The sequence below is a fragment of the Pseudomonas sp. SMN11 genome (genome assembly GCF_052041945.1).
GTDB lineage: Bacteria > Pseudomonadota > Gammaproteobacteria > Pseudomonadales > Pseudomonadaceae > Aquipseudomonas.
The window spans coordinates 204758-230560 of the sequence record NZ_JBKGGW010000003.1 but is presented as its reverse complement, the minus strand read 5'-3'; the positions used below and the strand labels follow the sequence as shown (position 1 = coordinate 230560).

General features: G+C 63.9%; 22 protein-coding genes and 1 pseudogene. 9 read left to right on the top strand and 14 right to left on the bottom strand.

The window, feature by feature from the left end; translation table 11 throughout:
- The first annotated feature begins 18 nt into the window (after positions 1 to 18).
- Together ACLEJU_RS05195 and ACLEJU_RS05190 are read left to right on the top strand one after the other, a co-directional pair.
- On the top strand, positions 19 to 375 hold the full coding sequence (locus ACLEJU_RS05195; RefSeq protein WP_435425671.1) for a VOC family protein: 357 nt from the start codon (positions 19 to 21) through the stop codon (positions 373 to 375).
- The gene (locus tag ACLEJU_RS05190) at positions 375 to 995 is read left to right on the top strand and encodes a TetR/AcrR family transcriptional regulator (RefSeq protein WP_435425672.1); all 621 of its coding nucleotides are present in this window, start codon (positions 375 to 377) and stop codon (positions 993 to 995) included. Before ACLEJU_RS05195 ends, ACLEJU_RS05190 begins: the two co-directional genes overlap by 1 nt.
- Positions 996 to 1148: 153 nt before the next feature.
- Here ACLEJU_RS05190 and preA read toward each other — a convergent pair whose 3' ends face one another.
- From preA to hydA, 3 genes are all read right to left on the bottom strand, one after another.
- Entirely contained in the window at positions 1149 to 2423 is a 1275-nt protein-coding gene (gene preA, locus ACLEJU_RS05185) for an NAD-dependent dihydropyrimidine dehydrogenase subunit PreA (RefSeq protein WP_435425207.1), read from the bottom strand.
- Positions 2424 to 3791, bottom strand: coding sequence for an NAD(P)-dependent oxidoreductase (locus ACLEJU_RS05180; protein WP_435425206.1), 1368 nt, complete (start codon positions 3789 to 3791; stop codon positions 2424 to 2426).
- Between the two features lie 94 nt (positions 3792 to 3885).
- Positions 3886 to 5325, bottom strand: a complete 1440-nt coding sequence (hydA, locus tag ACLEJU_RS05175) for a dihydropyrimidinase (RefSeq protein ID WP_435425205.1) — start codon at positions 5323 to 5325, stop codon at positions 3886 to 3888.
- A 357-nt stretch (positions 5326 to 5682) separates the two neighbouring features.
- Between hydA and ACLEJU_RS05170 the strand changes: the two genes are divergently transcribed.
- Positions 5683 to 7182, top strand: coding sequence for an NCS1 family nucleobase:cation symporter-1 (locus ACLEJU_RS05170; RefSeq protein WP_435425204.1), 1500 nt, complete (start codon positions 5683 to 5685; stop codon positions 7180 to 7182).
- Positions 7183 to 7193: 11 nt separating this feature from the next.
- The gene (locus ACLEJU_RS05165) at positions 7194 to 8477 is read left to right on the top strand and encodes a Zn-dependent hydrolase (protein WP_435425203.1); all 1284 of its coding nucleotides are present in this window, start codon (positions 7194 to 7196) and stop codon (positions 8475 to 8477) included.
- Between the two features lie 74 nt (positions 8478 to 8551).
- On the opposite strand, the pseudogene glpT reads toward ACLEJU_RS05165, so the two are convergent.
- The 5 genes and pseudogenes from glpT to ACLEJU_RS05140 form a co-directional block, all read right to left on the bottom strand.
- Positions 8552 to 9904 (bottom strand): annotated as a pseudogene (gene glpT, locus ACLEJU_RS05160) (glycerol-3-phosphate transporter).
- Between the two features lie 108 nt (positions 9905 to 10012).
- Complete coding sequence (locus tag ACLEJU_RS05155) at positions 10013 to 10975, bottom strand: MBL fold metallo-hydrolase (RefSeq protein ID WP_435425202.1); 963 nt, start codon at positions 10973 to 10975, stop codon at positions 10013 to 10015.
- A 60-nt stretch (positions 10976 to 11035) separates the two neighbouring features.
- Positions 11036 to 11599 carry a lipocalin family protein gene (locus ACLEJU_RS05150; RefSeq protein WP_435425201.1) on the bottom strand — a complete coding sequence of 188 codons (564 nt, stop codon included), beginning with the start codon at positions 11597 to 11599 and terminating at the stop codon, positions 11036 to 11038.
- Positions 11600 to 11708: 109 nt separating this feature from the next.
- Entirely contained in the window at positions 11709 to 12344 is a 636-nt protein-coding gene (locus tag ACLEJU_RS05145) for a dihydrofolate reductase family protein (RefSeq protein ID WP_435425200.1), read from the bottom strand.
- Between the two features lie 121 nt (positions 12345 to 12465).
- Positions 12466 to 13140, bottom strand: a complete 675-nt coding sequence (locus ACLEJU_RS05140; protein WP_435425199.1) for an RHS repeat-associated core domain-containing protein — start codon at positions 13138 to 13140, stop codon at positions 12466 to 12468.
- A gap of 222 nt (positions 13141 to 13362) precedes the next feature.
- Here ACLEJU_RS05140 and ACLEJU_RS05135 point away from each other — a divergent pair, with 222 nt between their 5' ends.
- Together ACLEJU_RS05135 and nudC are read left to right on the top strand one after the other, a co-directional pair.
- The gene (locus ACLEJU_RS05135) at positions 13363 to 14175 is read left to right on the top strand and encodes a crotonase/enoyl-CoA hydratase family protein (protein ID WP_435425198.1); all 813 of its coding nucleotides are present in this window, start codon (positions 13363 to 13365) and stop codon (positions 14173 to 14175) included.
- 34 nt (positions 14176 to 14209) lie between these two features.
- Positions 14210 to 15040 carry an NAD(+) diphosphatase gene (gene nudC, locus ACLEJU_RS05130; protein WP_435425197.1) on the top strand — a complete coding sequence of 277 codons (831 nt, stop codon included), beginning with the start codon at positions 14210 to 14212 and terminating at the stop codon, positions 15038 to 15040.
- Here the strand turns inward: nudC and ACLEJU_RS05125 are convergent.
- From ACLEJU_RS05125 to ACLEJU_RS05105, 5 genes are all read right to left on the bottom strand, one after another.
- Entirely contained in the window at positions 15008 to 15787 is a 780-nt protein-coding gene (locus ACLEJU_RS05125) for a TSUP family transporter (RefSeq protein ID WP_435425196.1), read from the bottom strand. The two genes, nudC and ACLEJU_RS05125, sit on opposite strands and share 33 nt — an antisense overlap.
- Before the next feature lie 144 nt (positions 15788 to 15931).
- Positions 15932 to 16762 (bottom strand): alpha/beta fold hydrolase, encoded by an 831-nt coding sequence (locus ACLEJU_RS05120; protein WP_435425195.1) that lies wholly within the window; start codon positions 16760 to 16762, stop codon positions 15932 to 15934.
- 221 nt (positions 16763 to 16983) lie between these two features.
- Entirely contained in the window at positions 16984 to 18330 is a 1347-nt protein-coding gene (locus tag ACLEJU_RS05115; RefSeq protein WP_435425208.1) for a glutamine synthetase family protein, read from the bottom strand.
- Positions 18331 to 18345: 15 nt separating this feature from the next.
- Positions 18346 to 18897 (bottom strand): helix-turn-helix domain-containing protein, encoded by a 552-nt coding sequence (locus ACLEJU_RS05110; protein WP_054887258.1) that lies wholly within the window; start codon positions 18895 to 18897, stop codon positions 18346 to 18348.
- Positions 18890 to 20179 carry an NAD(P)/FAD-dependent oxidoreductase gene (locus tag ACLEJU_RS05105; RefSeq protein WP_435425194.1) on the bottom strand — a complete coding sequence of 430 codons (1290 nt, stop codon included), beginning with the start codon at positions 20177 to 20179 and terminating at the stop codon, positions 18890 to 18892. Before ACLEJU_RS05105 ends, ACLEJU_RS05110 begins: the two co-directional genes overlap by 8 nt.
- A 233-nt stretch (positions 20180 to 20412) precedes the next feature.
- On the opposite strand from ACLEJU_RS05105, the gene ACLEJU_RS05100 reads away from it, so the two are divergent.
- The 3 genes from ACLEJU_RS05100 (at position 20413) to ACLEJU_RS05090 (ending at position 23597) form a co-directional block, all read left to right on the top strand.
- On the top strand, positions 20413 to 21300 hold the full coding sequence (locus ACLEJU_RS05100) for a LysR substrate-binding domain-containing protein (RefSeq protein ID WP_110631888.1): 888 nt from the start codon (positions 20413 to 20415) through the stop codon (positions 21298 to 21300).
- Positions 21301 to 21393: 93 nt separating this feature from the next.
- Positions 21394 to 22500 (top strand): agmatine deiminase, encoded by a 1107-nt coding sequence (aguA, locus tag ACLEJU_RS05095; protein ID WP_435422053.1) that lies wholly within the window; start codon positions 21394 to 21396, stop codon positions 22498 to 22500.
- Positions 22500 to 23597 (top strand): extracellular solute-binding protein, encoded by a 1098-nt coding sequence (locus tag ACLEJU_RS05090; RefSeq protein WP_435422052.1) that lies wholly within the window; start codon positions 22500 to 22502, stop codon positions 23595 to 23597. Before aguA ends, ACLEJU_RS05090 begins: the two co-directional genes overlap by 1 nt.
- 128 nt (positions 23598 to 23725) lie before the next feature.
- Here ACLEJU_RS05090 and ACLEJU_RS05085 read toward each other — a convergent pair whose 3' ends face one another.
- On the bottom strand, positions 23726 to 25684 hold the full coding sequence (locus ACLEJU_RS05085; protein ID WP_435422051.1) for a DNA topoisomerase III: 1959 nt from the start codon (positions 25682 to 25684) through the stop codon (positions 23726 to 23728).
- Positions 25685 to 25803 lie beyond the last annotated feature (119 nt).

The following is a 25803-nucleotide window of genomic DNA, read 5'->3' as shown; positions in this document are numbered from 1 at the left end:
ATTCGGCAAGGAGCACGCATGAGCGTTCGTGGTCACGATCGGCAGATCGACAACATCGAGTTCAACGTCAGCGACATCGCACGGAGCAAGGCTTTCTATGGCAGCGTGTTCGGCTGGCGCTTCACCGACTACGGGCCGACCTACAGCGAGTTCAGCGATGGTCGCTTGACTGGCGGTTTCACCACCGGCGAAGCGGTGCGGCCGGGCGGGCCTCTGGTGATCCTGTATGCCGACGACCTGGAAGCCACGCTACAGCGGGTCGAGGCCGCCGGGGCAAGCATCAGCCGGGCGATCTTTGCCTTTCCGGGTGGCCGCCGTTTTCACTTCATCGACCCGGACGGGTACGAACTGGCTGTGTGGACGGCCCAAGCCTGATGGCCAACCACAAGATCGAAATCCGCCGTCGCAATATCGAGAAGATCCTCGTCGCCGCGGAAAAGGTGTTCGCCGAAAAAGGGTATGGCGCCACCTCGATGGGTGACATCGCCGAGCAGGCCGAGCTGCCGCGCTCCAACCTGCATTACTACTTCAGCACCAAGGACGAGCTGTTCCGCGCGGTGCTGCAGGACCTGCTGGATGTGTGGAAGCAGGATGCGCTGTGCTTCGAGAACTTCGATGACCCGCGGGTGGTGCTGACCAGCTACATACGCGCCAAGATGGGCCATTCACGTTCGCGGCCGCTGGGCTCGAAGATCTGGGCCGAGGAAATGCTGCATGGGGCGCCGGTGCTGGGGGTGAACCTCGCTGAGAGCCTGGTGCCTTGGGCGAAGCTCAAGGAAGACAAGATCCGTCGCTGGGTGGCGGAAGGGCGCATCCTGCCGGTGGAGCCTTCGGCGCTGCTTTACATGATCTGGGCGTCGACCCAGCACTATGCCGATTTTGGTTATCAGGTGATGTTACTGAACGACGGTGAGCCTTTGTCGGACATGGCGTTCGAAAGTGCTGTGCAGACGGTGACCTGCGTGATCTTGCGCGGAATCGGGCTGGAGCCATGAGTGAGTGGGGCCGCTTTGCGGCCCTTTCCGACCGGTCCGGCGCCCCGGCAAGGCCGCTCCTGCAGGGGAACGCGATCTCCTGTAGGAGCGGCCTTGCCGGGGCGCCGGACCGGTCGGAAAGGGCTGCAAAGCAGCCCCGGCGATCTCCTGGCCTCAGCTGGCCTCGCGGTAGGGGTTGCGTGGATCCTGGGTCCAGTTCAGGTAGGGCTTGCCGGTATCCTGCGCCACCATCTCGATGCAGCTCTCCACCGGGCAGGTGATCTGGCACAGGTTGCAGCCCACGCATTCATCCTCGATCACGCTGTAGGCATGCGTCCCGTCAGCCTTCAGCGTGCTGGCAATCGCCTGGTGCGAAGTATCCTCGCAGGCAATATGGCAACGCCCGCAACCAATGCATGCCTCCTGGTCGATCTGCGCCACCGACTTGTAGTTGATGTCCAGGTACTTCCAGTCGGTGGTGTGCCCCACGGCCTGGCCGCGGAAGGCTTCCAGGTTGCGGTGCCCGTGCTGGTCCATCCAGCGCGCCAGGCCGTCCTTCATGTCTTCGACAATGCGAAAACCATGCAGCATCGCCGCCGTGCACACCTGCACCGCACCGCTGCCCAAGGCGATGAACTCGGCCGCATCGCGCCAGTTGCCGATCCCGCCGATGCCGCAGATCGGCAAGCCTCGGGTTTCCGGGTCGCGGGCGATTTCGGCGACCATGTTCAGGGCGATCGGCTTGACCGCCGAGCCGCAGTAACCCCCGTGGGTACTCTGGTCGCCTACGATGGGGTGGGCGACCATGCGGTCCAGGTCGACGCTGGTAATCGAGTTGATGGTGTTGATCAGCGACACCGCATCCGCACCACCGCGATGCGCCGCGCGGGCCGACTGGCGAATGTCGGTGATGTTCGGCGTGAGCTTGACGATCACCGGCAGCGAACAGTGCAGCTTGCACCAGCGAGTGACCATCTCCACGTACTCCGGCACCTGGCCGACCGCCGCCCCCATGCCGCGCTCAGGCATGCCGTGGGGGCAGCCGAAGTTCAGCTCGATGCCATCGGCGCCGGTGGCTTCCACCAGCGGCAGGATGAATTTCCACGACTCCTCCACGCACGGCACCATCAACGACACGACCAGTGCGCGGTCGGGCCAGTCCCTCTTCACCTGGGTGATTTCCCGCAGGTTGATCTCCAGCGAACGGTCGGTGATCAGCTCGATGTTGTTGATGCCCTGCACCTGGCGATTGGGCCCGTAGTGCGCGGAATAACGTGACGACACGTTGACTGCCGCCGGGTCCTCGCCCAGGGTCTTCCAGACTACGCCACCCCAGCCCGCCTCGAAGGCACGGACCACGTTGTACGCCTTGTCGGTCGGTGGCGCGGAGGCCAGCCAGAAGGGATTGGGCGCCTTGATGCCGGCGAATTGGATAGACAAGTCGGCCATTTACGCTGCCTCCACGTTGAGCATGAGTTGGGCATGGATGGCTTCGGCGGCCAGCTTGCCGTGTTGCACGGCCTGGACGGTGAGGTCCTGGCCCAGGGCGGTGCAGTCGCCGCCGGCGTATACGCCCGGAAGGCTGGTGCGCATATGGTCGTCGACGCGGATACGCTCGCCGTCACGCGCCAGTTGCGCGGCGACCGGGTCGCCAAGGCTGGCATCGTCGAAACGTTGGCCGATGGCCTTGAAGATGGCGTCGGCGGCCAGCTCGAACGTTTCGCCCGTGTCGCGCAGGCGGCCGTCGGCCAGTTCGGTGCGCATGAAGCGCATGCCGCGTACGCGGCCGTCGTCATCGAGCAACACGGCGTCGGGCCGGGCCCAGGTGTGCAGGCGTACCTGGTTGGCCTTGGCGATGTCCTGCTCATGGCCGGTGGCGCCCATGTCGGCGTGGCCACGGCGGTACACCAGGTTGACGTCGCGGGCGCCCAGCCGGCTCATCTGCACGGCCATGTCGATGGCGGTGTTGCCGGCGCCGATCACCAGGCAGCGGTCGGCCAGTGGCAGTTGCGCCAGGTCGTCGGCCTGGCGCAGTTCACGGATGTACGCGGTGGCGGCGAGCAGGCCGGGGGCTTCTTCGTCTGGCAGGCCGAGCTGGCGCACGGCGTTCAGGCCCAGGCCGAGGAACACCGCGTCGAACTGGTCGCGCAACTCGCCGAGGCCGAGGTTGGCTCCCAGGCGCTGGCCGTGACGGATCTCGATGCCGCCGATACCGAGCAGGAATTCCACTTCGCGCTGGGCATAGTCGTCCACCAGTTTGTAGCGGGCGATACCGTATTCGTTGAGGCCGCCGGCTTTCTCGCTGGCCTCGAACACCACCACGTCATGGCCGTGCATGGCCAGGCGATGGGCGCACGACAGCCCGGCGGGGCCGGCACCGACCACGGCGATAAGTTTGCCGGTGGCAGGCGAGCGCTTGAACGGGTGCTCGCTGAAATGCGCATTGTCCAGGGCGTAGCGCTGCAACTGGCCGATCAGCACCGGGGCGCATTCCTCGGCGTTGTTACGCACGCAGGCCTGCTGGCAGAGGATTTCGGTGGGGCACACCCGGGCGCAGCTGCCGCCAAGGATGTTGGCCGACAGGATACGCTCGGCGGCGCCTTGCAGGTTCTCGTCGCTGATGCGGTGGATGAACGAGGGGATGTCGATTTCGCTCGGGCAGGCGTTCACGCAGGGGGCGTCGTAGCAGTACAGGCAGCGGGCGCTCTCGATGGCCGCCTGGCGGGCGGTGAGGGGTGGGGCCAGGTCGGTGAAGCGCTCGGCCAGCTGGTCGCTGCCGGCACGCGGGCGCGGCAGATGGTTCAGGGCATCGATCACGGTTGTAGCCTCTCTTTTCTTTTTTGGTTGTGGCAGTCAACGGCAATACGGCGCCGCCCGGCCTCTGAGGGCCGGTACGGCAATGCGGGTCAGGTCAGCGCTGAACGGGTGTCGGGCGCTGTTGCTCGGCGCGTCGGCCCAGCACCTCGTACACCGAGGGGTAGGCCGGGCGCTCCACGTAACGACCAGCGCCAGGCTCTGCGCGCAGGTCGCCATCGGCCCAGAGCACCTTGCCCTGGCTGATGGTGTGGCTGGGGATGCCGCGCACGGTGCGGCCTTCGAAGATGTTGAAGTCGACCCGCTGGTGGTGGGTCTGGGCGGAAATGGTGCGCGTGCCCTGCGGGTCCCATAGCACCAGGTCGGCGTCGGCGCCGACGCGGATGGCACCCTTGCGCGGGAACAGGTTGAAGATCTTCGCGGTGTTGGTCGAGGTCAGCGCGACGAACTCGTGCATCGACAGGCGCCCGCTGTTGACTCCGGCGTCCCACAGCACCGCCATGCGGTCCTCGATGCCGGCGGTGCCGTTGGGGATGCGGCTGAAGTCGTTGCGGCCCATTGCCTTCTGCTCGGCGCAGAAGCAGCAGTGGTCGGTGGCGGTGGTGTGCAGGTTGCCCGATTGCAGGCCGCGCCACAGCGCCTCCTGATGCTCGCGTGGGCGGAACGGCGGGCTCATCACATAACCGGCGGCGGTCGCCCAGTCCGGGTGGCGGTAGACGCTGTCATCGATCAGCAGGTGGCCCGGCAGCACTTCGCCGTACACCGGCTGGCCCTTGGCCCGGGCGTAGGTGATTTCGTCCAGCGCTTCACGGCTGGAGATGTGCACCACGTACAACGGCGTGCCGATGGTTTCGGCAATGCGGATGGCGCGGCTGGCGGCTTCGCCTTCGACCTGCGAAGGGCGCGACAGCGGGTGCGCCTCAGGCCCGGTCAGGCCCTGGGCCAGTAGCTTCTGTTGCAGGTGATAGACCAGCTCGCCGTTCTCTGCATGCACCGTGGGCACGGCCCCCAACTGCAGGCAGCGCTCGAAGCTGGCGACCAGGGTGTCGTCGGCCGCCATGATGGCGTTCTTGTATGCCATGAAGTGCTTGAAGCTGTTGACCCCATGCTGGTTCACCAAGTCGCCCATCTCCTCGGCGACCTGCTCGCTCCACCAGGTGATGGCGACATGGAAGCCGTAGTCGGATGCACTTTTCTGCGCCCAGCCGCGCCAGGTGTGGAAGGCCTCCAGCAACGACTGCTGCGGGTTGGGGATGACGAAGTCGATGATCGAGGTGGTGCCACCGGCCAGCCCTGCGGCGGTGCCGCTGAAGAAGTCCTCGCTGGCGACCGTGCCCATGAAGGGCAGCTGCATGTGGGTGTGCGGGTCGATGCCGCCGGGCATCAGGTACTGGCCGCTGCCGTCGAGGATCTCGCAGTCGGTAGGGGCTTCGAGGTCTTTGCCGATGGCGCGGATCTGGCCATCGACACACAGGACATCGGCGGGATAGCTCTCTTCATGGGTAACCACGGTGGCGCCACGGATCAACAGGGACATGCCGTCTTCCTCGCAGGCTGACCGGTCTTGGCCGGTTCTTGGAATTGTTTTATTGGCCAGTGCCTGAAGGTGGGTTCAATCCTGTCAGACCTGACAAGAATCGAGGCTAGTTGCTGATTGGTATTTGAGCAAGAAAATATTCCAGATAAACCTTGTGGTCATTATGTTGCTGATAAATATGAATAAACTTAAAAATCGTAAGGCGCGGGGTGGCTTCCATTCATGCTGTCTGACTTGACAGGATCAAAAAATAGGCAAGATTTTCTACGCGAATCCAGCAGTTTCCAGCGTGCGTTTACTCCGGCCATCGCATTAGCCCGATGAGCATACAAATACAAGAAATCTGGAGAAGGCCCCATGCAACAGAGTAGATCGGAAGTGATCGAGCAGGCAGGCCTGTTCGAGCTGTCCGCGGGCAGTGACGTTCTCGACAGTCCGCGCTACAACCACGATATCGCGCCGACCAAGGTGCACCAGCGCACCTGGAACAAGTGGCACATCACTGCGCTATGGGTAGGCATGTCCATCTGCGTGCCCACCTACACCCTCGGCGGCGTACTCACGGCCTACTTCGGCCTGAGCGTGGGTGAGGCGCTGCTGGCGATTCTGCTGGCCAACCTCATCGTGCTGATCCCGCTGACCCTCAACGCGTTCCCCGGCACCAAGTACGGCATCCCTTTCCCGGTGCTGCTGCGCTCGTCGTTCGGCATCCTCGGCTCCAATGTGCCGTGCCTGATCCGTGCGGTGGTGGCCTGTGGCTGGTTCGGCATCCAGACGATGTTCGGCGGGCTGGCCATCCACCTGTTCCTCGGCTCGATCTTCGACGGCTGGAAGGCGCTGGCCGGTGCCGGCGAGGTGATCGGTTTCATGATCTTCTGGGCGCTGAACCTGTGGGTGGTGCTGCGCGGTGCCGAGTCGATCAAATGGCTGGAAACCCTGTCGGCGCCGCTGCTGGTGGCGGTCGGCTTCGGCCTGCTGTTCTGGGCCCTGCCGCACATGTCGATGACCGAACTGCTGGCCCAGCCACCCAAGCGCCCGGAAGGGGCCAGCGTGGTCGGTTACTTCTGTGCCGGGCTCACCGCCATGGTCGGGTTCTGGGCCACGTTGTCGCTGAACATTCCGGACTTCAGCCGTTATGCGAAAAGCCAGAAGGACCAGATTCTCGGGCAGATTTTCGGCCTGCCGCTGACCATGTTCCTGTTCGCCTCGCTGGGCGTGATCATGACGGCGGCTTCCGCCTCGCTGGTGGGCGAGACGGTGTCCGACCCGGTCAGCCTGATCGGCAAGATCCACAGCCCCGGCTGGGTGGCGCTGGCCATGGCGCTGATCGTGATCGCCACGCTGTCGACCAACACCGCCGCCAACATCGTCTCGCCAACCAATGACTTCCAGAACATCGCCCCGCGCCTGATCGGGCGCAGCCGTGCGGTATGGCTGACCGGTTTCATCGGCCTGGCGCTGATGAGCCACGAACTGCTGAAGAAGCTCGGCTGGATCGTTTCCGACCTGAGCCTGGAGAGCGTCTATTCCAACTGGTTGCTGGGCTACTCGAGCCTGCTCGGGCCGATCGCCGGGATCATGGTGGTGGACTACTTCCTGATCCGCCGCCAACGGCTGGACCTGGCCGGGCTGTACCGCGACGACGTGTACCCGGCCTGGAACTGGGCGGGATTTGCCGCCTTTGCCTTACCAGTGGCCCTGACCGTGCTGGCCATCGGCAACAGCCGTTTCAGCTGGTTCTACGACTACGGCTGGTTCACCGGGTCGCTGCTGGGCGGGGCGCTGTACTACGCCCTGGGTGGCCTGGCGGTGCGCGGGCCGGCGATCGCGCCAGTGCAAACCAATAAAAATGCCTGAGGAGAAACACCATGAGCCCTTCCCAGCATGTGCTGAAACCCAGCGAACGTCATGTCGACAGCGAGCGCCTGTGGCAATCGCTGATGGATCTTGCGCGACTCGGCGCCACGCCCAAGGGGGGCGTATGTCGGCTGGCATTGACCGACCTCGACCGCCAGGCCCGCGACCTGTTCGTACAATGGACCGAGGCCGCCGGTTGCACCGTCAGTGTCGATGCGGTGGGCAACATCTTCGCCCGTCGCCCAGGGCGTAACCCCAAGTTGCCACCGGTGATGACCGGCAGCCACATCGACACCCAGCCAACAGGCGGCAAGTTCGATGGCTGTTTCGGCGTGATGGCCGGGCTGGAAGTACTGCGCACCCTCAACGACCTGGGTATCGAGACCGAGGCACCGCTGGAAGTGGTGGTGTGGACCAACGAAGAAGGCTCGCGCTTCGCGCCCTGCATGATGGGGTCGGGTGTGTTTGCCGGCAAGTTCACCCTGGAAGAAACCCTGGCCAAGCGCGATGCCCAGGGCGTGTCGGTCGGCGAGGCGCTGAACGGCATTGGCTATGCCGGCCAGCGCGCGGTGCTCGGCCACCCCGTTGGTGCGTACTTCGAAGCGCATATCGAACAGGGGCCGATCCTTGAAGACCAGGCCAAGACCATTGGCGTAGTGCTCGGCGCCCTGGGGCAGAAATGGTTCGACCTGACCCTGCGCGGCGTCGAAGCCCACGCCGGGCCGACCCCGATGCACCTGCGCAAGGACGCCCTGGTAGGCGCCGCGGCCGTCGTCGAAGCAGTCAACCGCACCGCCCACGCGCATCAGCCACACGCCTGCGGCACGGTCGGTTGCCTGCAAGCCTACCCCGGCTCGCGCAACGTGATCCCTGGCGAGGTGCGCATGACCCTGGACTTCCGTCACCTGGAGGGCGATCAGTTGAATGCGATGATCGCTGATGCGCGAGCGGTGATCGAGGCGACCTGTGCCAAGCACGGCTTGAGCCATGAACTGGTCCCCACAGCGGATTTCCCTGCGTTGTATTTCGACCGCGGTTGCGTTGATGCTGTACGTCAGTCGGCACAGGCGCTGGGGTTGCCGCACATGGACATCGTCAGCGGGGCAGGGCATGACGCGATCTTCCTCGCCGAACTGGGGCCAGCGGGGATGATCTTCGTGCCTTGCGAGAATGGCATCAGCCATAACGAGATCGAGAACGCCACGCCCGAGGACCTGGCGGCAGGTTGCGCGGTGTTGTTGCGGGCCATGCTGGCGGCGTCGGAGGCGATCGCCAGCGGGCGGCTGGCTGCCTAGGCCAGTTAGCGAGCTCCCACAGGCATGCCACAACCTTTGGCGGTTGTGGTGGCCTGTGGCGCCGGGCTATGTGGTCAGGCCAATGCTTCGCGGCTGTTGCTGGCCACTTTGCTGTGGCGCAGTGTCGGCAGCAGGAAGGCGATTGCCAGCAGGCACGCAGCCACCAGCATCACGAAGCCGCCGTCCCAGCCGAAGTGGTCCACGGTGTAACCCATCGCTGCACTGGCTGCCACCGAACCGCCCAGATACCCAAACAGTCCGGTGAAGCCGGCCGCCGTCCCCGCGGCTTTCTTCGGTGCCAGCTCCAGCGCCTGCAGGCCCACCAGCATCACCGGCCCGTAGATCAGGAAGCCGATGGAGAACAGCGCGATCATGTCGATGGTCGGGTTGCCTGGCGGGTTCAGCCAATACACCAGGGTTGCCACGGTCACCAGTGCCATGAACACGATGCCGGTCAGGCCACGGTTGCCGCGGAAGATCTTGTCCGACATCCAGCCGCACAGCAGGGTGCCGGGGATACCTGCCCATTCATAGAAGAAGTACGCCCACGAGGTGGTATCGACGCTGAAGTGCTTGGCTTCCTTCAGGTAGGTTGGTGCCCAGTCCAGTACGCCGTAACGCAGCAGGTAGACGAACACGTTGGCTAAAGCGATGTACCAGAGCATTTTGTTGCGCAGCACGTACTGCACGAAAATCTGCTTGGCCGAAAACTCCTGCTCGTGGCTTGCGTCGTAGCCTTCCGGGTAGTCGTTCTTGTATTGCTCCACCGGCGGCAGGCCGACCGATTGCGGGGTGTCGCGCATGGCGGCAAAGGCGAACACCGCCACCAGCACGGCCACCGCCGCAGGTACATAGAATGCCGCGTGCCAGTCGTTGGTCCAGCCCAGGCCCAGCAGGAACAACGGGCCGATCAGCCCGCCACCCACGTTGTGCGCCACGTTCCACACCGACACCACGCCACCGCGTTCCTTCTGCGACCACCAGTGCACCATGGTCCTTCCGCTCGGCGGCCAGCCCATGCCCTGTGCCCAGCCGTTGATGAACAGCAGCACGAACATGATCGTTACGCTTTAGGTGGCCCAATGCGCGAATCCGAACACGAACATCACCGCCGCCGAGATCAGCAGGCCGAATGGCAGGAAAAAGCGCGGGTTGGAGCGGTCCGAGACCAGGCCCATGAGGAACTTGGACAGGCCGTAGGCAATTGCGATGGCCGAGATGGCCAGGCCCAGTTGGCCTCGGGTGTAGCCTTGTTCTTCGATGAGATAGGGCATTGCCAGGGAGAAGTTCTTGCGCAGCAGGTAATAGCCGGCGTAGCCGAAGAAAATCCCGGCGAAGATCTGCCAGCGTAGCCGGCGGTAAGTGCTGTCTATGCGGTCCTCGGGCAGGGGCGCCCGGTGCGCGGCAGGGCGGAAGAAAGCGAACATGCAAAGCTCCAGCGTTGTTATAGGTATGCGAAAGCGAATATTACATTTTCATTACAGAAAAAATAACGCTTCGTTGGCTGGAATTTGTTGAATTATGAAGCAGCGATCTCAGGCGATGACGCGAGCCAGGTAGCCATCGCGCCCTATATGGTAACGCTCTAGATCCTGCGCCAGGGTCAGGTGGCCGCTGTAATGAGCAAGTGCCTCGCTGCGCACATCATCGATACACGGGCTGCGCTTGGGGGCGCCCTGGTAGCGCGCACTGAAATGCGTCAGCACCAGATTGCGTACTCCCGCCGCTTCAGCGAATTGCGCCACAGCCGCAGCAGTGCTGTGGCCGAACGCGTTGCCGCTGCGCTCGACGACAGGTTGGGTGTAGGTGGCCTCATGCACCAGTACATCCACGTCCTTGGCGACCTCGGCGAGCAACGCCGGGTTGTCGTTGTCACCGCAGACGATCACCCGCCGTGGTGGCAGCGAAGCTTTAAGAAAATCGCGTGCCTCGAACCGCTGACCGTCGTGCTCGATCGCCTGCCCCTTGGCCAGCTCACCCCATAACGGCCCACGTGGGATCCCTTCGGCCTCCAGAAGCTGAATGTCCAGGCGTGGTTCAGGGTTCAGTTCGGTGAACACGAAGCCAACGCTCGGCACCCGGTGCGACAGCTGCACGGTACTGACCTGGATGTGTTCGCTCTGCCACTGCCCCAGCCCCTCGACCGGCAACAAGCGCAGTTCGAACGGCAGGTAGGTTTCGCTGGCCGCCAGGCTCAGGCGCACCCAGTCCTGCAAGGCAGCGGGCAGGATCAGGTCGAGCGGCTCGCTGCGCCCGCCCATCCCGGCGCTGGCCAGCAGCCCCGGCAGGCCGAAGCAATGGTCGCCATGCACATGGGTGATGAAGATGCCACGCAGGTCGCGTACGGACAGCGAACTGTGCAGTAGCTGGTGCTGGGTGCCTTCGCCGCAATCGACCAGGTACCAGTGTTTGCCGCTGGCCTCGATGACAGCCGTGGCACTGACGTTGCGGGCTTTGGTGGGCACCCCCGAGGAAGTGCCCAGAAACTGCAGGTCCAATGTTTCGCTCCGTGCGTAGGGGAGCCACACCATAGACGGATTGCAGCAGGGCGTCGATGCTCAGGGCACGGCGGGGTCGTCCTTGCGCCAGATCAGTTTGCTGGTGTCGTAGCCCTGCTTCTGGGCAATTGCCACCAGCTGATCACGCGTCTGGTCAGTGATCGCCGGTGTGCGCGACAGCAGCCACAGGTATTCGCGGTTGGGATGCCCGACCAGCGCCACGCGGTAGTCCTTGTCGTGGTACAGCACCCAGTACTCGCCCTTGGTCAGCTCCGGTGCCAGGCGGCTGAACCAGTTGTCGAAGCGTACCCAGAGCTTGTCGGTCCTGCCCGGCACCTGGGCTTCGGCGATGCCGTGGGCTTCGTTCCAGGCGCCGTCCTTTTCCTTGCAGCGATTGGTCACGTCGATCCGGCCATCCTCGCGCAGTCCGTAATGGGCTTCGGATTGCACGCAGTTGCGCTGGAAGAACATCGGCAGGCGCGCCAGTTCGTACCAGGTGCCTTGGTAGCGTTGCAGGTCGACCTGTTCGGTGGTCGGTGGGGAGCGGTGGTCGTCGTTTGAACCGACACAGCCCATCAGGGCCAGGGTCATGCAAGAAAGCATCAGGGCCGTGCGCATCGCCATGGCAAAACTCCTGTCAGCGAGTGGGGGGCTTACTTTTGGTTCGATGCGGGCGCGGGGGAAAAGTTGTATTGGTTGTTCCTGGCTTAAGTTATTTGGCGCCTGTCAGCCCTCACCCATTCTCCGGCGGTAAATCAAACGATCCCGTCTCGACTTCGCCCTTACGCACGTATCGGGCAATGATCACGCCCTTGGGCGTGACCTGCGAATGCTGCAGAAGAAAGGCCCCAGGCGCAGCATCATCACCGAACAGGCGCTTGCCATGGCCCAGCAGCACGGGGTGAGTGAGCAATTGAAGCTCATCTACCAGGCCGGCGGCGAGCAGTTGTTGCACGACATTGGCGCTGCCTTGGGTGAGCAGATCGGCGCCCGCCTGCTGCTTGAGGGCACGCACCGCCGTGACAATATCTGCACCCAGCGCGTGGCTGTTATTCCAGTCGAGGCTGTCCGAGTCATGGGTGGCGACGTGCTTGGCCACGCTGTTGAACAGGTTGGCGATGGAGAATTCCCCGGTGTCGTCTTTCACCTTCGGCCAGTAGCCGGCAAAGATGTCGTAGGTGCGCCGGCCCAGCAGCAGTTCGAAAGGCTGGCTGAACAGCGCCTGCATGGCCTGGCCGAACACTTCCTCGGCATGGGGCACGAGCCAACCGCCAAAGGTGAAACCGCCACTGGTGTCTTCCTGTGGCCCACCGGGGGCCTGCACGACGCCGTCGAGGCTGACGAAGGCGGCTACGATGAGTTTGCGCATGATGATCCCCTGGGCAGCGTTGGATGGATTTTAGACATAGTCGAACGAACGCTGGTGATTTCGACAGCCGACTGCTCCAGGTATCTTGAATCTCAAAATGCAGCCCCTTTGCTGGTGTTGTTCAATCAGTGCGAATGACTCGATTAAGGTCAGCTACCCCAAAACGCTCCTTGCCATCAACGTTGACTTTTTGAAGACTGCGAAGGTTGGCTAGTTCCGTGTGGCCTGATTTTTCCATAGCCTCAAGTCGAGAAATTTTATCGTTGTGTATATTGATGTTCAATGTTTGCGGGGTGCGTACTAATGGGCTTGTCTGTTTCAATTCAGACTTCAGTTGTTGGGATTGATAGGTCTCCCTGGTCTTTTTTGAGAATACGATTTTGTCCATGAGATGGTTTTCAAGTTTTTTAAATTCGGTTTTGCTGAATGTGTTTTGTTTGGAGTGGTTGGCTGGTTTGCTTTCTGCGGCGAGCATTCGCTCAAGCTTTCTTTTCAACGTTGGTGTGCGGTATTTTCCCGCGAGTCGATTAAAGGTTTTCTTCAGTATGTGTCCTGTAGGATCTGTATGATTTATCGGGTCTGCCAAACAATATGCGTAAGCGTTCATTGCTTGCTCGTGAAAAGGACTAAAGCTGTCGGCTGAAAGGAAGCGGTTCAGTGTAGGGCGATAAGGTCTGTAGCCATTTCCTAATAGATATAAATCTACCGGGCTTAGGCGCTCGCCATTGAATTTGAGCTGCACGTGGTCAAATTGCTTTGAGCGCGTATATCCATAAGGTGTGTAGATTTGCTGCATGCTCCACCTCGAGTTGTCAGTGTCATTGAGTTTGTGAAAGGTCTTTTTCATTTGCAGAGGGCCAAGTGACTTTTTCAGCATCGTCTTGGTGGTGAGTTGAAGCAACTGGCAAAACTATCAGGTAAGGTTCTGATGCTTGAGTCCTGGATTTGGCACAAGCGCTGCCTTCATGGTGCGCTATAGTCCCGCGCTGTGAACCCTTTCCCCACCGGAGTGCCGCCCGTGACCGAATACACCGCGTTCAAGGTCGAACTGACCGACAACATCGCCCATGTGCAGATCAACCGCCCGGAAAAGATCAACGCGATGAACGCGGCCTTCTGGGCGGAAATCGTCGACATCTTCCAATGGATCGACGATACCGATGCCGTGCGCGCGGTGGTGATCAGCGGTGCCGGCAAGCATTTCTCCGCCGGCATCGACCTGATGATGCTGGCCTCGCTGGCCGGGCAGATGGGCAAGGATGTCGGCCGCAACGCACGCTTCCTGCGCAAGACCATCCAGCGCCTGCAGGCATCCTTCAATGCCGTGGACAACTGCCGCAAGCCGGTGCTGGCGGCGGTCCAGGGCTACTGCATTGGCGGCGCCATCGACCTGATCTGCGCCTGCGACATGCGCTACTGCAGCCGCGATGCGCAATTCTCGATAAAGGAAATCGACATGGGCATGGCCGCCGATGTCGGCACCTTGCAACGTTTGCCACGTATCATCGGCGACGGCATCATGCGTGAGCTGGCCTTCACCGGGCGCAATGTAGAGGCCGACGAGGCGCTGCGCATCGGCCTGGTCAACCGGGTCTATGATGATCAGGCCGCGTTGCTCGACGGGGTCTTTGCCATGGCCCGCGAGATTGCCGCAAAATCGCCGATCGCCGTGGCCGGCACCAAGGAGATGCTCAGCTACATGCGTGACCATCGCATCGACGATGGCCTGGACTACATCGCCACCTGGAACGCCGCGATGCTGCAGTCCGAAGACCTGCGCGTGGCCGTGGCGGCGCACATGAGCAAACAGAAACCGACGTTCGCCGACTGACCGGGCCGGGGGACGCAGCAAAGGAACCCCCGACATGTCAGCTCGCTGGACTACCGCAGTACTCGACCCACAGATCACCGGGGGGCTGGCCGTGGCCCGCAGCCCGGAAGGGTTCCTGGTGGACGCCAACGGCGCGCTGTTCCCCCGCGACTGGCTCAAGCGCCAGGACCTCGACGTGCTGTGTGAGCACGGCATCGGCCACTTCGACGGCGAGCCGGTGTTCCTGCTGGAGTTGCGCAGCGCGGTCGAGGTGCCTGGCTGCAGCTGGCGCGGGCTGCGCGCGTTCATGCTGGAAGGCGACTTCGACACCTACAAGGTGCTCGGCTATGCCGCGCAGATCGGCACCTGGGCCCGCGAGCACCGCTTCTGCGGCAGCTGCGGCCAGGCGATGACGCAGATCCGCTGGGAGCGGGCGATGTACTGCCAGCCCTGCGACCTGCGCAGCTATCCGCGCATCTCGCCGAGCATGATCGTGCTGGTGACCCGTGACGACGAGATTCTGCTGGCCCGCTCGCCGCGCTTCGTCACGGGCGTGTACAGCACCCTGGCGGGCTTTGCCGAGCCAGGCGAATCCGCCGAGGACTGCCTGGTGCGCGAGGTGCGCGAAGAGGTGGCGGTGGAGGTGCGCAACATCCAGTACGTCGGCAGCCAGTGCTGGCCATTCCCGCACTCGATGATGCTGGGCTTCCATGCCGAGTATGCCGGCGGCGAGATCGTCATGCAGCCGGACGAGATCGAGGACGCCAAATGGTTCAGCGTCCATGACCTGCCGCCGTTGCCGGCCGGGCGGTCGATTGCCCGGTATCTGATCGACCTTTATGTGGCGCGGCGCTTAGGGTTGCCCGAACCAGTGCTGCCACGCTAGGCGCACGGTCAGTGCCAGCACTACGGTGATGAACACCGGGCGGATGAACTTGCTGCCGCCGCTGATCGCCGTGCGTGCGCCGAAGAAGGCGCCGACCATCACCGACAGGCCCATGCACAGCCCGACGATGTAATCCACCTGCCCGGAAATGATGAACACCGTCAGCGCCGCGATGTTGCTGACGAAGTTCATGCTGCGCGCCACGCCGCTGGCGCGGACCAGGTCGATGGGGTAGAGCAGCAGCGTGCTCACGGTCCAGAACGCTCCGGTGCCGGGGCCGGCCACGCCGTCGTAGAAACCCAGGGTGAAGCCTTGGGGGAACTGCCATTTCTTCTTGATCGGCGCATCGGCGTCCAGCGGAGCCTTGGGCGTGCCGCCGAACAGCAGGTAAATGCCACAGGCGAAGACGATCACCGGCAGCATCTTGTTCAGCCACTCGGCTGGCATGTAGTGGGCCACCACCGCACCGATCGAGGCGCCGACCAGCGTTGCGAACAGGGCCGGGCGCCATTGTGCCGGGTGGAACAGCTTGCGCTTGTAGTAGGTGAAGCCGGCGGTGGCCGAGCCGAAGGTCGAGCTGAGCTTGTTGGTGCCGAGGACCAGGTGCGGCGGCATGCCGGCGGTGAGCAGCGCAGGGGTGGTCAGCAGGCCGCCGCCGCCGGCGATGGCATCGATGAAACCGGCGACGAAGGCGACCAGGGCGAGGATCAGCAGGGTGAGCGGTTCTACGGTGAGTTCGAAGGGCATGAGTGTCTGGCAGGCAGAGGGCAGGGCGTGCGGCAAATGGCCGCGCTGGAAGGGAGACATGGTAAGCCCGGGCGCAAACGGTTGCCAGTGCCGGCCTCCGTGGGAGCGGGCTTGCCCGCGAAGAGGCCGGTACAGCAAATCCTTTCAGCTCTGGATGAACGCCAGCAGATCCGCGTTGATCACATCGGCATGGGTAGTCGGCATGCCATGCGGGTAGCCCTTGTAGGTCTTCAAGGTGCCATTGGGCAGCAACTTGGCCGACAGCGGCCCGGAATTCTCGTAGGGGACGATCTGGTCATCATCCCCATGCATCACCAGCACCGGCTGCTTGATGCCCTTGAGATCCTCGGTGAAGTCAGTTTGCGAGAACGCCACGATGCCGTCGAAATGCGCCTTGGCGCTACCGATCATGCCCTGGCGCCACCAGTTGCCGATAATGCCTTCCGAAGCCTCTGCACCCGGCCGGTTGTAGCCATAGAACGGTCCGGTCGGCACATCGCGGTAGAACTGCGCTCGGTTGCTGGCGACCTGAGCCTGGAAGCCATCGAACACCGACTTGGGCAGGCCGCCGGGGTTGGCCGGTGTCTGCACCATCAGCGGTGGCACGGCGGCGATCAGCACGGCCTTGGCGACCGGGTCTCCGGGATGCCGCGCCATGTAGCGCACCACTTCACCGCCACCGGTGGAATGGCCGACATGCACCGCGCCTTGGGTGCCGAGGTGCGCGACCACAGCGGCTACATCGTCGGCATAGTGGTCCATGTCGTGGCCGTCCCACACCTGGCTGGAGCGCCCGTGGCCGCGACGATCATGGGCGACCACGCGAAAGCCCTTGGCCAGGAAGAACAGCATCTGCGCGTCCCAGTCGTCAGCGCTGAGTGGCCAGCCGTGGTGGAAGTGGATGACCGGCGCATCGCGCGGGCCCCAGTCCTTGTAGAAGATCTGAACGCCGTCTTTCGTGGTTACGTAGCTCATGGTCGTGTCTCCTCAGTGCAGGAACCGAAGTGAGCTATTGAGAATAGGAGGGATTTCGTTCGGTGCTGGAATTTGTAGTGGCAATACCGGCCTCTTCGCGGGTAAATCGGATCGCCGCACCGCCGCTCCCACAGGTCCTGCACTTGCCTGAGGCCTGTGCAGTACCTGTGGGAGCGGCGTTGCGGCGATCCGATTTACCCGCGAAGAAGCCAACATCTATGTCACATGAACCAGCGGTACTCCCGCGCACTGACTTCCTGCATGAACGCCAGATGGTCCTGGCGCTTGTTCTCGCAATACACCATCACGAACTCCTCACCCAGCCCCTCGTTCACCGCCGGGTGGCTGCGCATGGCCGCGACCGCGCCGAGCATGTCCTTGGGGAAATCGATGCCGCTACTGCGGTCTTCGTTCAGTGGCGCGATCGGTTCCTGCCCGGCATCCAGCCCATATTCCATACCGCACAGGATCGCCGCTAGCACCAGGTACGGGTTGGCATCCGCCCCCGCCAGCCGATGCTCGATGCGCAAGTTGCGGGCATCCGACTCGGGAATGCGAATGCACGCATCGCGGTCTTCGAAGCCCCAGCTGGCGCGGCTGGCAGCGTTGACCATGGCGCCATAGCGGCGGAATGCATTGTGGTTGGCGGCGAAAATCGGCATGCAGTGCGGCAGCAGTGCCAGGCAGCCGGTCACCGCGTGGCGCAGTGGGCGTTGCTGGTTGGCGGCCAGCAGGTTGTTGCCGACCTGATCGTAGAGGCTCACATGCACATGCATGCCACTGCCGGGCGCCTGCAAGTAAGGCTTGCTCATGAACGAGGCGCGCAGTCCGTGCTTGAGCGCCACACCCCGGGTGCTGCGGCAGAACAGGGCGGCCCAGTCGGCGGCTTGCAGGCCGTCGTCGCAGTGGCCGAAGTTGATCTCGAACTGGCCGGGGCCCAGCTCGGCAGTGATGACGTTGGCATCCACACCTTGCGCGTTGGCGGTGTCGACCATGTCGTGAAGCACCTCGCTGAAGCGCGACAGCCGTTCGATATGCATGTTGGGCTGGTCGTCCGGGTCATCGCTGAGCGGGTCTCGCGGGAACTGCGGCAGGCCCTGCTTGAGCGCCCGGTCGAACAGGTAGAACTCCAGCTCGAATGCCACCACCGGGCGAATGCCGCGTCGTTCCAGGCGCTGCAGCACGCGGGCGAGCACTTCGCGGGGTTCGAACTCGATCGGGGCAGCGGTGCCGTCGGAGCTGATCAGCATCTGCCCCAGCGGCTCGCGTTCCCAGCTCACCGGCTTTAGTGTGCCGGGGATCAGGCGGCGGATGGCATCCGGGTCACCGTCGTTGAAGCAGTAGTCGCCAATGGGGAACAGCCCACCTTGTACGCCCAATAGCACGCAGTTCTGCGGCAGCTTCAGCGGGCTGCCGGCGGCGACTTTTTCCAGCATGTCGATGGGGTAGCGCTTGCCATAGAAGTGCCCGGGTATGTCCAGGCTGAGCAGGTCGATATGGCTGATGTCGGGGTGCTGGGTGCGAAACGCGCGGACTTCACTGAGCAGATCGGGAAAGCCTGTTGTTATAGTCATGCTGTGCTCTCATCGGAAAACCCAGAGGACGCGGGTCGTCTGGTCGGTCAGGTTGGCGTAGCGAAAGTGGCGGTTGGGCGGCAGCTGGAAGCTGTCGTTGGGCGCGAGGGTAACGGCTTGCTCGTCGTCGGCGAGCCAGAGGGTCAGTTCACCTTCGAGGACGAAACCGCCTTGCTCGGAACTGTCGTCCAGGTGCCCCTCGCCACTGCTGGCGCCGGGCGCCAGGTGGCTTTCGAGCATGGCGAAACGGCCGTTGAGGGTGGGCGAGACCAGCACGTCGCTGATGCCTTCGGCGTAATAGATAGTGCGCCGCTCGCCGGGACGGGTGACCCAGTCCAGCGCGGGAGGCTGGCTGGCCTGATAGAAGTAGGTGGTCGGCACTTGCAGGGCTTCGCTGATCGCCGTCAGGTCGGCCACGGTCGGTTGTGACAGGCCTCGCTCGACCTGAGACAGAAAGCCCAGCGAGCGTTTGACCTTGCCCGCCAGCTCATCGAGGGTCAGCCCGCGGTGCTTGCGCAGGTCGCGGATCAGTAGGGCCAGGCCCTGGGCGTCTTCAGACATGATCGCGCATCCTGTACCAGGCCTTGGCCGCGGCCTCCAGCGGTGCGGCCAGCAGGTCGCCGCCCGGGAAGCGGCCGTTGTCGATGCCTTGGTACAAGGCCAGCAGATCGTCGTCGCCGAGGATGGCATCGCTCACTGCCCGCGCGGCGGCCAGGGTCGGCAGCACGCCATGGCCGGAGAAGCCTTGCAGCCAGTAGCGCTGGCCCTCGCAGCCGACGTCCGGGGTGCGCTGGATGCTGCAGTCGATGTGGCCGCCCCAGGCATAGTCGATGGCCACCCCGGCCAGTTGCGGGAACACCCGTTCCAGGTAGGGGCGGGTGGCGCTGGCGACGTCCTTGGGGATGCCGCCCAGGTAAGTGCAGCCCCCGCCGAACAGCAGGCGGTGGTCGGGGGTGAGGCGGAAATAGTCGGGCACGAACTGGTTGTCGATCACGCAGCTGTTGCGCGGCAGCAGCGAGCGGGCAAACTCGGCATCCAGCGGCGCGGTGGCCACCTGGTACGAGCCGACCGGCAGCAGCCGGCGCGACAGGCCGCGGTCGAGGCGGTCGATGTAGGCGTTGCAGGCGAGTACCAGCACCCCGCAGCGGACCTCGCCATGCTCGGTGCGGGCCACGTAGCCGTCGGCGCCGGGCTGATAGTCGAGCACCTGGCTCTGTTCGAAGATGCGCCCGCCATGGGCTTCGATGGTGGCGGCCAGGCCCTGGGCCAGTTTCAGCGGGTTGAGGTGCGCGCCCCTGGCGTCGTACAGCGCGGCCTGGTAACGCGGGCTGTCGATCCATTGCGGCAACTCGTCGCGACCGATCAGGCGCAGGGCGTCGTAGCCCCATTTGTGCTCGGCGTCGTGCAGGACTTCTTCGAGCATCTTTATGCGCCGGGGCAGCACGGCGGTCCACAGGCTGCCAAGCCGGTAATCGATGTCGAAGCCATGGCGCAGGGGCAGCTCGCGCATCTCGTCGGCGGCCCAGCACATGCTGTCCCACAGGCGCCGGGTGCGTTCCACGCCCAGCGCTTTCTCCAGTGGCGGCATGTCGCATGACCAGCCCAGCAGCGCTTGGCCACCGTTGCGCCCGGAGGCGGCCCAGGCGACTCGGCTGGCTTCCAGCAGGGTTACGCGCTTGCCGGCCAAGGTCAGTCGCAGGGCGGTGTGCAGGCCACTGAAGCCGGCGCCGACGATCAGCACATCGGTGTCGTGCGGGCCTTGCAGGGTAGGGCGCAGGGGGATGCTGGCGGGGTAGGTCTGGGCGTAGTAGCTGGCGACGTGCTGGGCGGATTGCTTGAACATGCCTTGGCCTCGTGAAATTTATTGTGGTTATTTTCATGAAAATTTAGCAGTGAATTTTCATAGCGCCAGACCGTTCGTCCTTGGATCTTCGTTGCATATATGATTCGGGGGCCGCTGCGCAGCCCTTTCGCGACACAAGGCCGCTCCTACAGACGAGCGCGGATTCCTGTAGGAGCGGCCTTGTGTCGCGAAAGGGCTGCAAAGCAGCCCCCGAGGCCCCGACAGGAAAAACAATGCGCCGCCTGCCTTCCCTGACCGCCCTGCGTACCTTTGAGTGCGCCGCCCGCCACGGCCATTTCGGCCGCGCTGCCGCCGAGCTGTGCGTCACCGACAGCGCCGTCAGCCACCAGATACGCCAGCTCGAAGAGCAGCTTGGCGTTGCCCTGTTCGAGCGCGTTGGCCGCCAGGTGCGCCCCAGTGCCGAAGCGGAACGCCTGTTGCATCACCTGCAACAGGCCTTCGAACTGATCGGCAAGGCCTGTGACGAGCTGCGCGACCCAGCCTCCCAGGCAGTGCTGCGGGTGGCGGTGACAGCGGAGCTGGCGCAAAAGTGGCTGGTCGCACGCCTGGCCGACTTCAGCAGCCGTTACCCGCACATCACCCTGCACCTGCATGATCAGCCGATCGATGCCGGCGCCCCTGCGCTGGACGTCGATCTGGCCATCACTTACGGCACCAGCGCCCTGGACGCCAGCACCCACTTCGTCCGGCCACTGCCGCTGCTGCAGTTCTTCCCCGTGTGCAGCCCGGGCCTATTCAACCAAGGCGGCCTCAAGCGCCCGCGCGACTTGGTCCGCCACTGCCTGCTGCACGACGACCAGGATGGCCGCACCTGGACTACCTGGCTAGCCACCCATGCCGAGGACGCGTTGCCTACTCGCCAGCTGTACTTCCCCCATGCTGCTCTGGCGCTGGAGGCCGCGTTGCTGGGGCAGGGCGTGGCGATGGGCGACAATCTGACCTGCCAGGCTGACCTGCAGAGCGGCCGCCTGGTGCGCCCGTTCAGTGCCAGCGTGACGGCCCAGGGGCAGTACGCACTGGTGTGTGAACGGCTGCGCCTGGAGCGCGCGCCGGTGGCCGACTTCATCGAATGGTTCATCGAACAGCTGGGCGATAGCTGAATTGAATTCAGCTATCGCTGAGTTTTCATCGTTGGATGGCGCAAGCGGGGCGGCGTAGCGTGCAGCCATCACTCACCGACACGAGGTTGACCCATGGCACGTTCGCTCACCACCACTCCCAAGGCCGATGGTTTCCGCCTGCCCGGCGAATTCGAGCGCAAGGCCGGCTGCTGGCTTGGCTGGCCAGAGCGCCCGGATGTCTGGCGCAATGGTGCCAAGCCTGCGCAGAAGGTCTGGGTCGAGATCGTCAGCGCGATCGCCTCCAGCGAGCCGGTCACGGTCTGCGCCTCCGCTGCCCAGTACGCCAACGCCCGGCGCCTGCTGCCACCGCAGGTGCGAGTGGTGGAAATGACCTGCAACGACACCTGGTTCCGCGACAGCGGTGCCTGCTTCGTGGTCAATGACAACAGCGGTGAGGTGCGAGGCGTCGACTTCGAGTTCAACGCTTACGGCGGGCTCGATGGCGGCCTCTACTACCCGTGGGACAAGGACGACCAGATCGCCCAGAAGATCCTCGAGATCGAAGGCCTGGATCGCTACCGCGCGCCGCTGATCGCTGAGCTGGGCGGCATCCAGAGTGACGGCCAGGGCAGCTTGCTGACCACCGAGCAATGCCTGCTCAACCGCAACCGCAACGCCCACTTGGGCAAGGCCGAGGTGACCCGTCGCCTGGAAGACTACCTGGGTGCCGAGCAGGTGATCTGGCTGCCGCGTGGCTGCAAGTTCGACGAGACCGATGGCCACGTCGATGACCTGGCCTGCTTCGTGCGCCCCGGTGAAGTGGTGCTGCAATGGACCGACAACCGTGACGACCCGCAGTGGGAAATCTACCAGGAGGCGTACGACATCCTGCGCAGCACCCGTGATGCCCGTGGCCGGGAACTGAAGGTGCACAAGCTGCCGCAGCCTGATGTGCTGGAGTGGACTGCCGAAGAAGCGGCGGGGCTGGATCAAGTCGACGGTACCCACCTGCGCGAGGCCGGCACGCGCATCTGCGCCTCGTACATCAACTACTACGCAGGCAACTCGGCCATCGTCATGCCGCTGTTTGGCGACCGCAATGACGCCATTGCCCAGGCGACCCTGGCCGAGCTGTTCCCTGGTCACCGCATCATCGGTATCGAGAACTCCCGCGAGGTCCTGCTCGGTGGCGGCAATGTCGCCTGCATCACCATGCCGCAGTATGCCGGAGGCCGCTGATGAAACGGCGCGCACTGGCAATTGCGGTCGCCCTGAGCTGCGTGGCGTCGGTGGCTCAGGCTGCCGACGCACAACAGCCGACCGTCAACCTGTACATCTGGGGCGAGTACCTTGCCCCCGATACGTTGACCCGATTCGAGAAGGAAACCGGCATCCGCGTAGTCGCCGACCATTTCGATTCGCTGGAAACCGCCGAGACCAAGCTGTTGACCGGTGGCAGTGGCTACGACGTGGTGCTCACCGCCGGCCAGCACCTGAGCCGGGCCATTGCCAGCGGCGCACTGCAGCCACTGGACAAAGCTCAGCTGCCGCACCTGGCAGGGGTGGGTGAGGAGTTTCGCCAGCACATGGCCTTGTTCGACCCAGGCAATCGCTATGCCGGGACTTATGCCTGGGGCACCACCGGGGTGGGTTACCAGCAGCAGGCGGTGACGGCGCGCATGGGCAATGCCCCACTGGACAGCTGGGCGATGCTGTTCGACCCGCAGGTGGTGGCGAAATTCGCCGACTGCGGGGTGAGCCTGCTCAACGACCCCAACGAAGTGTTCGCCGCGGTGATGCGCTACATGGGCCTGGACATCAACCAGCAGCGCCTTGAGGACCTGAAGGCGGCAGAGATGCAACTGCGCAAGGTGCGCCCGTACATTCGCTACTTCGACAATGACCGCAACATCAATGACCTGGCCAATGGTGAAACCTGTGTGGCGATGTCGTGGAACGGCAACGTGGCCATCGCCGAGGGGCAGGCGCAGCAGGCCGGCAAGGCCTTTGTGCTGGACTACAGCATTCCGAAGGAGGGTACGTTGATCTGGTTGGACGCGCTGGTGGTGCCCAAGGATGCGCCGCATCTGGATGCGGCGTGGAAGCTGGTGGATTACCTGATGCGACCGGATGTGATTGCGCCGATTACCGACACCATTCATTACGCTAACGCGATCACGGCAGCGGATGGGCTGGTGGATACGCAGATCAGAAATGCACCGGGGACTTATCCGCCGGCCGAGGTGCGGGCGCGATTGTATGGCAAGAATGACAACGGCAAAGCGTTCAACCGCGAATTGACCCGGGCATTCAGCCGGTTGAAGAGTGGGACTTAGAATTTGTGGTGGCTGTACCGGCCTCTTCGCGGCTAAGAACGCTCCCACAGAGATCGCGCCGCTCTCGGGACCTGCTCAACACCTGTGGGAGCGGCTTTAGCCGCGAAGAGGCCAGCGCAAGCGCTGCATCAGCTAGAGGCCTTGCGCCTTGGCTTTCGAGGCTTGCTGGCCGCTGTTTTGCCATCAGCCGCCTTGCCTTTACTGGTACTGCGCCGCTTCTTCTTCCAAGGCGCCGCCTTGCCCACCGCTGGCCCGGTAATGGTCATGCGCATCCCGCGGCAACGCTCCACCAGCTTGCCCATCCACGCCGACTGCCGGGCAACGAACTCCTCCAGGCTCATCTCGCCGCTCTGCACCATGTCCAGCGCCTGCTCCCAGATGGCCGTGGTGCCGGGGTCGGCAATGGCGCGGGGCACGGCGTCGATCAGGCTGAACGCGGCCGGGGTGGCGGACAGGGCCTTGCCGTTCTTCACCAGATAGCCGCGATCGAGCAAGCCCTGGATGATGCTGGCACGGGTGGCTTCAGTGCCGATGCCGGTGGTTTCCTTAAGCTTCTGTTTCAGCCTTGGGTCGTCCACCAGCTTGGCGACGTTCTTCATCGCCTTGATCAGGTCGCCTTCGGTGAACGGTTTGGGCGGCTGGGTCCACAGGTCCTTCAACTGCATGCCATGCACGTTGCAGTCCTGGCCTTCATGCAAGGCGGGCAGCACCTGGGCGGGCTGGGTCTCGCGGCCCTTGGCCGGGGTCAGCGCCTCGGGCAGGGCGCGGCGCCAGCCGGGCTCGACGATCTGCTTGCCGACGGCGCGCAGGGCATGGCCGGCGCAGTCGAACTCGGCCTGGGTGCGGTCATATTCGTGGTTGGGCAGGAACTGCGCCAGGTAGCGGGCCCGGATCAGCGTGTAGACCGCCTTGTGCTTGGCGGGCAGGCGTGCCGGGTCGCTGGCGGCTGCCGTGGGGATGATGCCGTGGTGGGCGCTGACCTTGCCGTCGTTCCAGGCGCGTGAGCGGCGCTGCGGCTCCAGGTGTGCTTGCAGCGGCGCCAGGCTGGCGTCGGCACGTTGCAGCGCAGCAAGGATGGCTGGCGCTTCGCCGTGCTGGCTGACCGGCATGTAACCGCAGTCGCTGCGCGGGTAGGTGATCAGCTTGTGGGTTTCGTAGAGCGCCTGGGCGATGTCGAGGGTTTCCTGGGCGCCGAGGCCGAACTTTTTCGAGCACAGCTCCTGCAGGGTGCCGAGGTCGAAGGGCAGCGGTGCGGCCTCGCGCACGCGCTCGGTGGCAACCTTGAGTACCCGCGCCGTACCCGCATTGTTCATGTCGGCAGCGGCCTGCTGGGCCAGCGCCTGATTCAGGCAGCGGCCCTGGTCGTCGCAGGTGTCTTCCGGTGCGCGCCACTGGGCGTTGAAAACCTGGCCCGCGCTTTCCAGTTGGACATCGATGGCCCAGAACGGCACCGGCACGAAGTCGGCGATGCTGCGGTCGCGGTCTACCACCAGGCGCAGGGTCGGGGTTTGCACCCGCCCCACCGGCAGCACGCCCTGGTAGCCGGACTGACGGCCGAGCAGGGTGAACAACCGGCTCATGTTCATACCGATCAGCCAGTCGGCACGGGAGCGGCCCAGTGCCGAATGGTACAGGTTGAAGGTTTCCTGGCCCGGCAGCAGCCGCGCCAGGGCCTTGCGGATCGAGGCGTCGTCCAGGGCTGACAGCCACAGGCGCTGGATCGGGCCACGGTAGCGGCAGTGTTCGACCAGCTCACGGGCAATCATTTCGCCTTCGCGGTCGGCGTCGGTGGCGATTACCAGCTCGCGGGCTTCGCCGAGCAGGCGCTTGACGGCCTTGAACTGGCTGGCGGTCTTGGGCTTGACCAGCATCTTCCACTTTTCCGGGATGATCGGCAGGTCGGCGAGATTCCAGCGCTTGTAGCGGTCGTCGTAGCTGTCGGGCGGGGCGGTTTCCAGCAGGTGGCCGATGCACCAGGTCACGCAGACGTCAATACCCTGCCAGCAGCCGTCGGCCTTGCGGTTGGCGCCGAGCACCTTGGCGATGTCTTTGGCCTGGGAGGGTTTTTCGCAGAGGAACAGGCGCATGGCCGGGAACGCTTCATCGGGGAATGATGGGCACTAGGATGCGCAAGCGGGGGCGCGGAGGCAAGTTTTATCTGGATGGATGTACAGGTTATTTGTTGCATGGGATTGACGCGATTCTT